12 protein-coding genes are annotated in these 12,237 nt (G+C 67.9%); 10 read left to right on the forward strand and 2 right to left on the reverse strand.

What is annotated here, in order from left to right; all coding sequences use genetic code 11:
- The first annotated feature begins 185 nt into the window (after positions 1–185).
- The 4 genes from PIJ50_RS12705 to PIJ50_RS12720 are packed head-to-tail and all read left to right on the forward strand — an operon-like array spanning position 186 to position 3,568.
- Complete coding sequence (locus tag PIJ50_RS12705) at positions 186–626, forward strand: MarR family winged helix-turn-helix transcriptional regulator (protein ID WP_271975807.1); 441 nt, start codon at positions 186–188, stop codon at positions 624–626.
- Positions 619–2,226 carry an efflux MFS transporter permease gene (locus PIJ50_RS12710; RefSeq protein ID WP_271975808.1) on the forward strand — a complete coding sequence of 536 codons (1,608 nt, stop codon included), beginning with the start codon at positions 619–621 and terminating at the stop codon, positions 2,224–2,226. The genes PIJ50_RS12705 and PIJ50_RS12710 overlap by 8 nt, the downstream gene beginning before the upstream one ends.
- 7 nt (positions 2,227–2,233) lie before the next feature.
- On the forward strand, positions 2,234–3,283 hold the full coding sequence (locus PIJ50_RS12715) for an HlyD family secretion protein (protein ID WP_271975809.1): 1,050 nt from the start codon (positions 2,234–2,236) through the stop codon (positions 3,281–3,283).
- Between the two features lie 45 nt (positions 3,284–3,328).
- Entirely contained in the window at positions 3,329–3,568 is a 240-nt protein-coding gene (locus tag PIJ50_RS12720; RefSeq protein ID WP_271975810.1) for a hypothetical protein, read from the forward strand.
- A gap of 4 nt (positions 3,569–3,572) precedes the next feature.
- On the opposite strand, the gene PIJ50_RS12725 is transcribed toward PIJ50_RS12720, so the two are convergent.
- Entirely contained in the window at positions 3,573–4,112 is a 540-nt protein-coding gene (locus PIJ50_RS12725; protein WP_271975811.1) for a TetR/AcrR family transcriptional regulator, read from the reverse strand.
- A gap of 113 nt (positions 4,113–4,225) precedes the next feature.
- Here PIJ50_RS12725 and PIJ50_RS12730 point away from each other — a divergent pair, with 113 nt between their 5' ends.
- From PIJ50_RS12730 to PIJ50_RS12740, 3 genes are read left to right on the forward strand one after another with little or no spacing between them, the layout of a single operon-like run.
- Positions 4,226–4,714, forward strand: coding sequence for a (2Fe-2S)-binding protein (locus tag PIJ50_RS12730; protein ID WP_271975812.1), 489 nt, complete (start codon positions 4,226–4,228; stop codon positions 4,712–4,714).
- Entirely contained in the window at positions 4,711–5,733 is a 1,023-nt protein-coding gene (locus PIJ50_RS12735) for an FAD binding domain-containing protein (protein ID WP_271975813.1), read from the forward strand. Before PIJ50_RS12730 ends, PIJ50_RS12735 begins: the two co-directional genes overlap by 4 nt.
- A complete protein-coding gene (locus tag PIJ50_RS12740) occupies positions 5,726–7,963 on the forward strand; it encodes a xanthine dehydrogenase family protein molybdopterin-binding subunit (RefSeq protein WP_271975814.1) in 2,238 nt (745 codons plus the stop codon). Before PIJ50_RS12735 ends, PIJ50_RS12740 begins: the two co-directional genes overlap by 8 nt.
- Before the next feature lie 81 nt (positions 7,964–8,044).
- Here the strand turns inward: PIJ50_RS12740 and PIJ50_RS12745 are convergent, their stop codons facing one another.
- A complete protein-coding gene (locus PIJ50_RS12745; RefSeq protein ID WP_271975815.1) occupies positions 8,045–8,710 on the reverse strand; it encodes a GntR family transcriptional regulator in 666 nt (221 codons plus the stop codon).
- Positions 8,711–8,878: 168 nt separating this feature from the next.
- Between PIJ50_RS12745 and PIJ50_RS12750 the strand changes: the two genes are divergently transcribed.
- Genes PIJ50_RS12750 through PIJ50_RS12760 form a run of 3 tightly spaced genes read left to right on the forward strand, consistent with a single transcriptional unit; the run spans position 8,879 to position 12,235 of the window.
- Entirely contained in the window at positions 8,879–10,381 is a 1,503-nt protein-coding gene (locus PIJ50_RS12750; RefSeq protein WP_271975816.1) for an ABC transporter substrate-binding protein, read from the forward strand.
- Between the two features lie 46 nt (positions 10,382–10,427).
- Complete coding sequence (locus PIJ50_RS12755) at positions 10,428–11,345, forward strand: ABC transporter permease (protein ID WP_271975817.1); 918 nt, start codon at positions 10,428–10,430, stop codon at positions 11,343–11,345.
- On the forward strand, positions 11,342–12,235 hold the full coding sequence (locus PIJ50_RS12760; RefSeq protein WP_271975818.1) for an ABC transporter permease: 894 nt from the start codon (positions 11,342–11,344) through the stop codon (positions 12,233–12,235). The genes PIJ50_RS12755 and PIJ50_RS12760 overlap by 4 nt, the downstream gene beginning before the upstream one ends.
- Positions 12,236–12,237 lie beyond the last annotated feature (2 nt).

Consider the following 12,237-nt stretch of genomic DNA (forward strand, 5'->3'; position numbering starts at 1 on the left):
CAACCCCTCACCTTCAAGCCTGCCCGTCGCCCCACGGCTCAGCGGTTGCCTGTGGTCCTTCACTTGGCGTCCACGGTCTAACGCCGTGACCTTTCGACGTCGAAAGCAGAGGCCGTGTCCTCGGGCCAATCCTCTTGACGCCACACAGGAAGATATTAATTAGGCCACTAACTATCAGGTGGCTCATGGCATCGACCCCCTCGGATTTCATGGAACGGCTCGCCGCGGTGACGCGTCTCATGGCGCTGCGGTTCGAGATGCATGCACAGGAGCTCGGCCTGTCGATGGCGCGGGCGCGGCTTCTCGTCCGGCTGGGGCGCGAGGATGGGCAGACGCAGACGCAACTGGCGCAGTGCCTTGGCATTGCGGGATCCTCGGTCGTGGCGCTGGTGGATGGGCTGGAAAAGGCCGGTTTCGCCGAACGCCGCGCAGACGACAGCGACCGCCGCACCCGGCGCGTGTTCCTGACCGATCTTGCCCGCGAACGCGCCGCGGATCTGGAACGGTTTCTGGCCGCCACGCAGGCCGATCTTCTGAAAAACGTGCCGACGGGGGACCTTGCGGCGGCCAACGCCGTTCTGGTGCGCCTTCTGGCCAATCTCGATCACGGGTCCAAGGATGACTGACACGTCCACACCCCCTGCCCCGCCGCCCATGCTGGTCATGCCCTTCCCGAAGGCCGCGATCTACGTCTTCGCTTCGCTGCTGATCGGCATCGCCCAAGGGCTGGGGATGAGCTTCTTTTCCTCCAACCTGTCGCAGGTGCAGGGGGAATTCTCCGCCACGCAGCAAGAGGCGCTGTGGCTCGTCGCGGCCTATCTGGCGCCGGCGGCCCTGACCGTGGCGCTGGTGAAGATCCGCACGCAGTTCGGCCTGCGCCTGTTCGCGCAGGTGGCGCTGGCCTGTTTCGTGGCGGCCGCGCTTTTGAACCTGGCCGCGCTGGATCTGGAAAGCGGCGTTGTCGTGCGGTTCCTCAGCGGGATGGCCGCCGCCCCCATCTCCACCCTCGCCTTCCTCTACATGCTGGAGCCGTTCTCCCCCCCCTACAAGCTGAGCGTGGGGCTCTCGCTGACGCTGATGGGCACGTCCTTGGGCGCACCCCTGTCGCGCGTGCTGGCGCCGCATCTGCTGGATCTGGGCGGCTGGCATCAGGTGACGGTGCTGGAACTGGCGCTGGCGCTGATCGCGGCGGCCCTTGTGCACCTTCTGCCGCTGACGCCCGTTCCGCGCGAAAAGGTGATCCAGAGGTGGGACTTCGTCAGCTTCCCGCTGATCTTCGTCGGCATGGGCAGCCTTGCAGTCGCGCTGACGGTGGGGCGGTCCTACTGGTGGTTCGACCGCTGGTGGCTGGGCGTCATGATGGCCGGGGCGGTCGCCGCGCTGATCCTTGCCGGCCTGATCGAGCTGAACCGCAAGACGCCCCTGATCGACATCCGCTGGATCGTGTCGCCCGCCATTCTGCAATTCGCGGGGGCGCTTCTGATCTTCCGGATCGTGCTGGCCGAACAGACGTCGGGCGCGCCGGGGCTGTTCCAGACGCTGGGCCTGCAGAACGCGCAGATGCAGGGGATGTTCTGGATGATCCTTGGCATGACCGTGCTGGGCGGCATCGTCAGCGCCGCCGTCCTGAAACCGGGGCGGGAGCATGCGATCCACGCCGTGGCCCTTATGCTGATCATCGCGGGGGCGCTGATGGATTCGAACTCCACCAGCCTGACGCGGCCGCCGCAGATGATGGTCAGCCAGGCGATGATCGCCTTTGCCAGCGCGCTGTTCCTGCCGGCGGCAATGGCCGCGGGGCTGATCGTGGCGTTCAGGAAGGGCCCGCTCTACATCCTGTCCTTCATCATCGTGTTCCTTCTGACGCAGCGCATCGGCGGGGCGCTTGGTTCGGCCCTGTTCCAGACGGTGCTGCAGTTCCGCCAGAACGCCCACACGACCCGCCTTCACGAAGGTCTGGGGCAAAGCGACCCGCTGGTGATCCAGCGCCTTCAAACCTATGCCGGCGCCTACACCGGCACCACGGCCGACGTCGCCGCGCGGCAGGCGCAGGCCGTGACCACCCTGGGCCAGACCGTTCAGCGCGAGGCGACGGTGCTGGCCTACAACGACATCTTCTTCATGATCGCCTGCGTCGCCACCGGCGCGCTGGCGGTCCTGCTGGTCCACTGGGCGCTGATCCTGCGCAGCGCCCGGATTGCGGCCGGCACCCCTGCCAACGGATGAACCACCCATGAACAAGCTCATCAAACATGTCGGATCCATCGTCGCCGTCCTGATCGGGGTGATCGGCGTTCTTCTGGTGCTGTACGCTTGGCACCTGCCCCCCTTCACCAGCGCGGTGCAGCGGACCGACAACGCCTATGTCCGCAGCAAGATCACCTTCATCGCCCCGCAGGTGCAGGGCCATGTCGTGGAGGTTCTGGTCACGGACTACGAGGAGGTGAAGGCCGGCGACCTTCTGGCCCGGATCGACGACCGCATCTATGTCCAGAAGGTGGCGCAGGCCAAGGCGAACCTTGCCCAACAGCGGGCGGCGCTGGCCACCGCGGCGCAGCAACGCGCCTCGGCCGAGGCGCAGGTGACCGCGGCCGAAGCCTCGTTGAACGCGGCGCGTGTGAACAATGAGGTGGCCAAGCGCGAGTTCGACCGCCTGACCACCCTTCAGGCGCGGGGCGTCACCTCGCAATCGGATCTCGACAACGCCCGCGCGTCGCTGGATCAGGCCTCGGCCAACGTCAACACGGCCGAGGCGCAGGTGGAGATCGCGCGTCAGGACGTGCTGGCGGCCGAAACCTCGCGCGGCAGTGCGCAGGCCGGGATCGAGGCCGCGGAGGCCGCCGCCGAACTGGCGCAGATCGACTTGGACAACACCCGCATCCTTGCCCCCGAAGATGGCCGACTGGGCGAGATCGGGACCCGCGTGGGCCAGTATGTCAGCCCCGGCACCCAGATGATGGGTCTTGTGCCGCACCGCGCCTGGATCATCGCGAACTTCAAGGAAACGCAGCTGCACGGCATGAAGATCGGCCAGCAGGCCACCATCCGCGTGGACGCGCTGGACGGCCAGACGCTGACGGGGCATGTCGAGAGCTTCTCCCCCGCCACGGGGAACGAGTTCAGCGTGCTGCGGACCGACAACGCCACCGGCAACTTCACCAAGATCACGCAGCGTCTGTCGGTGCGGATCGGGTTCGATCCGGATCAGCCCGTGGCCGACCGGCTGGTCCCCGGCCTGTCGGTGGAGGTGAGCATCGACACCGACCAGCCCATGGACAACTGATCCCGCCTGCGCTCTATGTCGCGAACCATCAGGGGGAGGGGTCTCATGGCAAAGGTGTTGACGGTCGCGGTCGTCGTTCTGGTCGCAGCGGCGGCGGTCTTCGGGGGGCGCTGGTATCTTTACGTGTCCAACACGACCTCCCCCTATGACGAGGTGGGGATCGAGATCAACAGCCGCCTGCCCGGCCCTTTGAACCGCTGGGGCTGCGACAAGCTGCACGCCACCTTCGGCAATGTCGTCCCGCCCTATGGCTGCGCCGGGGGCGACGGAACCACCTGGCGCTGACGGGTCATCTTGGCCGCAACCCGTCCAGAAACACGTCCAGCAGCAGCCCCGCGCGCGACGCGTCCGCCCCGGGGCCATAGCTGAGGCCGAGGAGCACGCGCATCAGGTCGTCGGCCTCCACCTCGGCCCGCACCTGTCCCGCCGCCACCGCCCGGTCGCGCAGCGCGGCCACGGCCGCGACCAGCCGGGCCGACTGTTCGGTGAAGAACGGCGCGTCCTTGTCCAGCGCGGGCGCCAGCGCCGTGACCATGCCCTTTTTCGTGGCCACCATCTCCAGCGCCGCGCGCATCCACACCGTCAGGTCGCCGGTGCCCGCCAGCGCCTCCAGCGCCTCCACCTCGCGCGCATAGACGGCCTGAAACAACGCCTCGCGCGTGGGGAAGTGGCGGTAGAGCGTGCCGATTCCCACCCCAGCCTTTCGCGCCACGGCCTCAAGACTTGCCCCGTCGCTGCGGAACACCTCCCCCGCGGCGGCCAGAAGGCGCTCGCGGTTGCGGGCCTGATCGGCGCGCGGTTTCCTTGCCTTTGGCGTCTCCTCGCCCATGTTCCGATCCACGCCTCCATCGCGCTTGCAAAACGGAGGCACCCTCCGTATAGTCTGATCCATGGCCGCTTCCGGCCCGCGTTCCCCACCAGCTTATCGCCAACGAGGGAAAGATGACACAGACCCTGAACCTGACCATCAACGGAACCACGCAGACCATCGCGCTGGACGACCCGCGCGCCACGCTTCTGGACGTGCTGCGCGAACGCCTTGGCCTGACCGGCACCAAGAAGGGATGCGACCGTGGCCAGTGCGGCGCCTGCACCGTGCTGATCGACGGCCGCCGCATGAATGCCTGCCTTGCGCTGGCGCTGTCCCATGACGGGGCCGCTGTCACCACGATCGAGGGGCTGGCCGAGGGCGATCGCCTGCACCCCGTGCAGGACGCCTTCCTTCGCCATGACGGCTTCCAGTGCGGCTATTGCACCCCCGGCCAGATCATGTCCGCCGTGGCCCTGATCGCCGAGGCCGAGGCCGGGCTGGATCCCGAGCGCGTGCGCGAGGGGATGAGCGGCAACCTGTGCCGCTGCGCCGCCTATGCCGGCATCACCGAGGCGGTGCTGGACGCTACCCGCACGATGACACGGGAGGATGCGGCATGAACCTGTTCGACTACACCCGCGCCGACACGCTGGGCGCCGCCGTGGGGGCCGAAGGGGCCCTTCTGGCGGGCGGCACCAACCTTCTGGACCTGATGAAGATCGGCGTCGCCACGCCGTCGCGGCTGGTGGACGTCACCCGCCTGCCCCTGAGCCAGATCGAGGACCACGGGGGCGGCCTGCGCATCGGCGCCATGGTCCGCAACGCCGACCTTGCGCGGCACCCGCAGGTGCTGGCCCGCTTCCCGGCGGTGGCGGAGGCGCTTCTGTCGGGCGCTTCGGCCCAGCTGCGCAACGCGGCCACCACCGGCGGCAACGTCATGCAGTCCACCCGCTGTTCCTATTTCATGGACCCGCTGTCCCCCTGCAACCGGCGCGAACCGGGGACGGGCTGTTCCGCCATCGGCGGGGAAACGCGCAACCACGCCATCCTTGGCTGGACGTCCGGCTGCATCGCCACCCACCCGTCCGACCTGTGCGTCGCCCTCGCCGCCTTTGACGCGGTGGTGGAGATTGCGGGCCCCGCAGGCACACGCGAGGTGCCGATGGCCACCTTCCACCCCCTGCCCGACGCGAACGGCGTTCCGCCCGCGCTGGCGGCGGGAGAGGTCATCACCCATATCCGCCTGCCCGATCCCGGCGGCATGGCCCGCCATGCCCGCTATGTGAAGCTGCGCGAACGCACCTCCTTCGCCTTTGCCATCGTGTCGGCCGCGGCGGGGATCGCGGTGCAGGACAACCGCATCGTGGCCGCGCGTCTAGCCTTGGGCGGGGTCGCCGCCCGCCCTTGGCGCAGCACGGGGGCCGAGGCCGCCCTTCTGGGCCAGCCGCCCATTGAGACCAATTTCGCCCGCGCCGCGGAGCTGGCCCTGCAGGGGGCCGCGCCGTCGGGCAACAACGCGGCCAAGATCGTGCTGGCCCGCCGCATCGCCGTGCGCGCACTGACGCTGGCCGCCGCCGGAACCCCCGACCGGATGCCCGCCCTTCCCGCCTCCGTTTTCGAAGGAGATGATCATGGCTGACCTGATGAACGTGCAGGCGCATGTGCGCCTCGGCTCCAACGCGGGGCAGTCGATGACGCGGCGCGACGGCGTGCTGAAGGTGACGGGGCGGGCCCCCTATGCGGCCGACCGCCAGCCCGGGGGGATGCTGCACGCCGTCACCGCCACCGCAGGCATCGCGCGCGGAAGGGTCGCCCATCTGGACACGGCGGCGGCGCTGGCCCATCCGGGCGTGGTCCGCGTCTACACCCCCGCGAACCGCCCGCCCTTGGCCGAGCATCCCGACACCAAGATCCACGGCTTCGCCTGGCGGATGGAGGCCCTGCAGGACGACACCGTGCGCTATGCGGGCCAGCCCATCGCGCTGGTGGTGGCGGACACGCTGGAAGCCGCGACCGAAGGCGCCCGCCTTCTGAACCCCCGCTACGAGGCCGAGGCCCCGCGCATCGGACTGGACGGCAACACCCCTTATCAGCCCGAAACCGTCAGCATCGGCCGCCCCCCGTCGCTGGAGGCGGGCGACATGGACGCCGCCCGCGCAGGCGCCGCGCGCCATCTGGACACGGTGGTTGAGACCGCGGCCCAGTATCACAACGCGCTGGAGCCGCACGCCATCACCGCCCAATGGTTCGGCGACCGGCTGGAGATCGACACGCCGAACCAGGCCATCGGCCTCGCCAAGCAGAGCTTCGCCACCTATCTGGGGATCGAACCGTCGCAGATCCTGATCCGCAGTCCGTTTCTGGGAGGCGGCTTCGGATCCAAGGCCATCCTGTATGGCGCGCAGCTTCTGGTGGTGCTGGCCGCCCGCGATCTGGACCGCCCGGTGAAGCTGGCGCTGCGGCGCGACCAGATGTTCGGCCCCGTCGGCCATCGCCCCGCCACGCGCCAGACGCTGCGGCTGGATCTGGACGAACACGGCCGCATCGCGGCGCTGGACCATCACACGCTGGCCGTCGCCTCCACCTTCGACGACTTCATCGAAAGCGCGTCCAACGCGTCGCACAGCGTTTATGCCACAACCGCGATGCGGACCACCCACAGCGCCGTGCGCACCGACACCGGCACCCCCGGCCCAATGCGCGCGCCGGGCGAGGCGCCCGGTTCCGCCGCGCTGGAGGTGGCGATCGACGAGGCCGCCTATGCCCTTGGTATGGACCCGCTGGCCTTCCGCCTGCTGAATTATGCAGACACCGATCCGTCCACGGGGATGGAGTTCTCGTCAAAGGCCCTGCGCGAATGCTACGAACGGGCCGCGGACCTTTTCGGCTGGAAGGACCGCCCGCTGGAGCCGCGGACGATGCGGCAAGGGCGGCTGCTGAAGGGCTGGGGCATGGGCACGGCGCAGTTCCCCTGCCCCATGTTCCAGGCCGCCGCCCACGCCACCCTGCGCGCGGATGGCAGCGCGGTTGTCGAAACCTCGGCCGCGGACATGGGCCAGGGGGCGTGGACGGCGCTGGCGCAGATCGCGGCCGACGGCCTGGGCATCGACATCGACCGGCTGGAGTTCCGGTCCGGGCAGTCCGACCTGCCGGATGCGGGCGTGGCGGGTGGCTCGGGCCACACGGCCACGGCGGGCACCGCCCTGTTCAACGCGGGCGCGGACACCGTGCGGCAGCTGGCGGATCTGGCGACGAACGACCCCGCCTCCCCCCTGTTCGGGGCGGGCAACGCGGGCGTCACCGCGCGCGGCGGCCGCCTTTACCGCAACGATGATGAGAGCCGGAGCGAGGCGTATGAGGATATCCTCGCCCGCGCGGGGCTGGATCTGGTGCGCGGCGAAGGCAAGGGCGCGCGCGAGGGCGAGGCGCAGCGGGCCATGTTCTCGCACGGGGGGGTGTTCGCCGAGGTGCTGGTCGATCCCGACCTTGGCCAGATCCGGGTGAACCGGCTGGTCGGAGCCTTCGCCGTGGGCCGCATCGTGAACCCGCAACTGGCGCGCAGCCAGCTTCTGGGCGGCATGATCTGGGGCGTGGGCTTCGCCCTGCACGAGGAAGCGATCCACGACGCCCGCACCGGCCGCTTCACCAACAACGATCTGGCAGGCTACCACATCCCCGTCAACGCCGACATCCCCATGATCGAGGCGCTGACGGTGCACGAGGACGACCCCTTCGTGAACGCCCTTGGCATCAAGGGCGTGGGGGAACTGGGCGTGACGGGCACGGTGGGCGCGATCGCCAACGCGGTGTGGCACGCGACGGGGGTGCGGCCGCACCGCTTCCCCATCCATCCCGAAAGCCTGATCTGATCCGCCTGCGCCCGGCAGCCATCGCCGGGCGCAGGCGGAAAGCACTGCCCTCACGATCCATCCGGTGGAGGTCGGGGCGCCCTACCCCTGACGCGCCAGCCAGCGCGCGACCTGCTGGCGCTTCGATTCCAGATGGCGGCGCAGCACGGCGCCCAAGGCGGGCCCGTCCCGCGCCTCCAGTGCCACCAGCATCTCTTCATGTTCGGCGATGGCGATGGCCCACTCCTCGTCGCCGATGCGGGCGATGAAGCGCAGGTTCACGATCCGCCGGTGCACCATGCGGCGCGTCTCGCTCAGCGTGCCGTTGCCGGCGGCGTCGAAGATGGTGTCGTGGATGGCGCGGTTCTGGGCGTAATACCCGTCCAAATCCCCGGCGCGGCGGCAGTCCAGCATGGCCGCATGGGCGGCGCGCAGGGCCGCCATCTGCGCCCCCGTGATGCGCGGCGCGGCCAGTTCACCCGCCAGCCCCTCCAGCGCACCCATGACCAGAAAGGATTCGAGGATCTGATCCTCCGTCACCGTGGCCACGGTCGCGCCTCGATTGGGCGTCAGCACCAGCAGCCCCTCGGCAGCCAGCGCGCGGATCGCCTCGCGCAGCGGGGTGCGCGACACGCCGAAGCTGTCGCACAGGTCCTTTTCCACCAGCTTTGATCCGGGACGCAGCGCCCCGTCGGCGATCAGCTCCTTCAGGCGCCTTACCAGTTCGCTGTGAAGGCTGGTTCTGCGTATCGGCTCTATTTCCGTCAAAGGCCCGTGATCCCTGCACATTTCTTCATCAGTCGTGGGGGGGCCGCAAAGATCGGTCCCCGACCAAACGTGGGGGCTTTACAGAATTATGTATACAAAATTACGCTTCCCACAGACGCTGTTGTTTCGGCGATCAAATCATAAGCGAAAAACACGACAGGGATGCCCATGAAACGAACGCTTGCCCTTACGACCGCCCTTGTGGCTGGCCTGATGCACAGCCCGGTGATGGCCGGTCCGTCCGACAACTCGCTCGTCTGGGCATCGGACAGCATGCCCTCCAGCATCGACTTCTACACCCACACCATCCGCGAGGGGATCGTGCTGGGCCACCACATCTGGGACACCCTGATCTATCGCAACAACGACACGAACCAGATCGAACCCCATCTGGCCGAGTCGTTCGAGTGGATCGACGACACCACGCTGGAATTCAAGCTGCGGCAGGGCGTCAAATTCCACGACGGCAGCGATTTCACCGCCGATGACGTGGTGGGCACCATCGACTACGTCACCACCCACACCACCGTGCAGCCCATCTTCTTCCTGGAAGGGGCGGAGAAGATCGACGACTACACTGTCCGGCTGAAGACGAAGGGCGTCTTCCCCGCCGTTCTGGAATACCTCGCCAACGTCGTGCCGATCTTCCCGTCGGACTATTACGCCGAAGTGGGCCCCGACGGCATGTCGCGCCAGCCCATCGGCACCGGCCCCTACCGCGTGACGGAGATCGTGCCCGGCGAAAGCGTGAAGATGGAGGCGTTCGCCGACTATTTCGGCGGCGTGAAGGGCAAGCCGTCGATCGAGATGCTGGAATTCCGCCGCATCGCCGAGTTCAACACCCAGGCGATCGAGCTGATGACCGGCAACCTCGACTGGATCTGGCGCGTGCCGCCGGACGCCGTGCAGCAGTTCGAAGGCCAGGACCAGCTGAAGGTCGAATCCGGGTCGACCCTGCGCGTCGCCTCGCTGAACATGGACGCGGCGGGCCGCACGGGCGACACGCCCCTGAAGAACGTGGAGGTGCGCCGCGCCATCAGCCACGCCATCAACCGCGACGGCATCCGCGAAGCGCTGGTGGGTGCGGGGTCCGAGACGATCAACGCCGCCTGCGCCCCGGCCCAGTTCGGCTGCATCGACACGGGCGTGACGGTCTACGACTACGACCCGGAAAAGGCCAAAGCGATGCTGGCCGAGGCGGGGTATCCCGACGGCTTCGCCATCGACTTCTACGGCTATCGCGACCGCCCCATCGTGGAGGCGATCATCGGCGATCTGGCGGCGGTGGGCATCGACGCCAACCTGACCATGCTTCAGGCATCGGCCATTGCGCAGGCGCGGACCGAAGGCAAGACGCCCATGTGGTTCCAGGCGTGGGGATCTTCGTCGATCCTCGATGTCAGCGCGGGGCCGGGCTATTGGTATGACGGGTCGGCCGTGGATTATGCCCGCGATGCCGAGACGACGGCCCTTCTGGAAGAAGGCAACAGCGTCATCGACCCCGAGGCACGCAAGGCGGCCTATGCCAAGGCCCTCGCCCGCATCTCGGACCAGGCCTATCAGGTGCCGATCTTCACCTATGCGCTGAACTACGTCTACAACGCCAAGCTGAACTTCACGCCCGTGCCGGACGAGACGCCGCGCTTCTTCGAAGCCACCTGGAACGAGTGACCCCCGCACCCGCGCGCCGGTCGCGCGGGCCAACCCTCGGTGACACATGCTGCGATACCTGATGCAGCGGATCGGTCTTGCGGCGCTTGTCTGCGTGGCCGTCTCGCTTCTTGCCTTCACGCTTCTGAACGCCTCGGGGGACGTCGCCATCGCCGTCGCCGGCGAAGAGGCGACCGCCGCCCAGATCGACGCCATCCGCGAGGATCTGGGTCTGAACCGTCCCCTGCCCGTGCGCTATGTCGAATGGCTGGGGCAGGCCGTGCAGGGCGATTTCGGCGATTCCCTGTTCTTCCGCCAGCCGGTGGCGGAACTGATCGCCCACCGCCTGCCCAACACGCTGACGCTTGCCGTCATGTCGCTGGCGGTGATGCTGGCCTTGTCGGTCCCGCTGGGCGTGGCGGCGGCGCTTTGGCCCAACACGCTGATCGACCGCGCCGCGATGCTGGTCGCGGTGATGGGGCAGGCGATGCCGAACTTCTGGTTCGCGCTGATCCTGATCGTCGTGTTTTCGCTGACGCTGGGGATCGCGCCGCCCTCGGGCTCGGCCACGCTGGGGCATTTCGTGCTGCCGGCCATCGCGCTCGGCTACTATTCCACCCCGCCGATGATGCGCCTGATCCGTCAGGGCATGATCGAGGCGATGTCCTCGGACTACATCCGCACGGCGCGGGCGAAGGGGATCCCGACGTGGAAGATCGTCTTCAAGCATGCCCTGCGCAACGCGGTCATCCCGGTCGTGTCGCTGTCGGCGGTGCAGTTCGGCAACATGCTGGGCGGGTCCGTGGTAATCGAGACGGTGTTCGGCATCCAGGGCCTCGGCTTCCTGGCGTGGGAGTCGATCTCGCGCATGGATCTGCCGGTGGTGCAGGCGGTGCTGCTGATCGTCGCCATCTTCTATGTCGTCATGGTCCTGCTGGCGGACTTCATCAACGCCTGGCTTGACCCGAGGATCCGCATCCAATGACCAGCCCCGAACTTACCCTTCCCGCCGCAGGCACCCCGCGACGCCGGGGCCTTCTGGCCCGCGCCATGGCCAACCGCGTGTTCCTGTACGGCGCCGTCCTTCTGGGCCTGATCTTCCTGATGGCCGTTTTCGCGCCGTGGATCGCGCCCTACGACCCCTTGAAGCAGGACATGCTGCACCGCACCGTATCGCCCTTCTGGCTGAAGGGCGCGGACTGGGCGCATCCCCTGGGCACCGACGGCCTTGGCCGCGACTACCTGAGCCGCATCATCCACGGGGCGCGCATCTCCCTCCTCATCGGGATCTTCACCGTCATCTGTTCGGGCATCATCGGCACGGTGATGGGCGTGCTGGCCGGATATTTCGGCGGCAAGGTGGACCTCGTTATCAACTTCCTGATCATGACGCGGCTGACGCTGCCCGTGATCATGGTGGCGCTGGCCGTGGTCGCGATCTTCGGCGGCTCGCTGATCGTCGTGGTGCTGGTTCTGGGGCTTTTGCTGTGGGACCGCTTCGCCGTGGTCATGCGATCGGCCGTGATGCAGATCCGCAACCAGGAATACATCCAGGCTGCGCAGTCCATGGGCTATTCCACCCCGAAGCTGCTGTTCAAGGAACTGCTGCCGAACATCTTCGACCGCCTTGCCGTGATCGCCACGTTCGAGATGGCGCATGCGATCCTCTTGGAAGCCTCCCTGTCGTTCCTAGGCCTTGGCGTGCAGCCGCCCACCCCGTCCTGGGGCCTGATGGTGGCCGAAGGCCGGCAATACCTGCTGTTCGACAGCTGGCTGATCCTGATCCCCGGCGCCGCGATCTGCGTGCTGGTGCTGGCCATCAACATGATGGGCGACGGGCTGCGTGACGCCCTGGCCCCCGAAAACCGGAACTGATC

It is taken from the genome of Falsirhodobacter sp. 20TX0035 (assembly GCF_028307215.1).
Lineage (GTDB): Bacteria > Pseudomonadota > Alphaproteobacteria > Rhodobacterales > Rhodobacteraceae > Falsirhodobacter.

What these genes read in the sequence shown, in the direction of transcription:
- PIJ50_RS12755 (WP_271975817.1), top strand. Translation starts at nt 10,428, where the DNA reads ATGCTGCGATACCTGATGCAGCGGATCGGTCTTGCGGCGCTTGTCTGC.
- PIJ50_RS12710 (WP_271975808.1), top strand. Translation starts at nt 619, where the DNA reads ATGACTGACACGTCCACACCCCCTGCCCCGCCGCCCATGCTGGTCATG.
- PIJ50_RS12730 (WP_271975812.1), top strand. Translation starts at nt 4,226, where the DNA reads ATGACACAGACCCTGAACCTGACCATCAACGGAACCACGCAGACCATC.
- PIJ50_RS12725 (WP_271975811.1), bottom strand. Translation starts at nt 4,112, where the DNA reads ATGGGCGAGGAGACGCCAAAGGCAAGGAAACCGCGCGCCGATCAGGCC.
- PIJ50_RS12720 (WP_271975810.1), top strand. Translation starts at nt 3,329, where the DNA reads ATGGCAAAGGTGTTGACGGTCGCGGTCGTCGTTCTGGTCGCAGCGGCG.
- PIJ50_RS12760 (WP_271975818.1), top strand. Translation starts at nt 11,342, where the DNA reads ATGACCAGCCCCGAACTTACCCTTCCCGCCGCAGGCACCCCGCGACGC.
- PIJ50_RS12715 (WP_271975809.1), top strand. Translation starts at nt 2,234, where the DNA reads ATGAACAAGCTCATCAAACATGTCGGATCCATCGTCGCCGTCCTGATC.
- PIJ50_RS12750 (WP_271975816.1), top strand. Translation starts at nt 8,879, where the DNA reads ATGAAACGAACGCTTGCCCTTACGACCGCCCTTGTGGCTGGCCTGATG.
- PIJ50_RS12735 (WP_271975813.1), top strand. Translation starts at nt 4,711, where the DNA reads ATGAACCTGTTCGACTACACCCGCGCCGACACGCTGGGCGCCGCCGTG.
- PIJ50_RS12705 (WP_271975807.1), top strand. Translation starts at nt 186, where the DNA reads ATGGCATCGACCCCCTCGGATTTCATGGAACGGCTCGCCGCGGTGACG.
- PIJ50_RS12740 (WP_271975814.1), top strand. Translation starts at nt 5,726, where the DNA reads ATGGCTGACCTGATGAACGTGCAGGCGCATGTGCGCCTCGGCTCCAAC.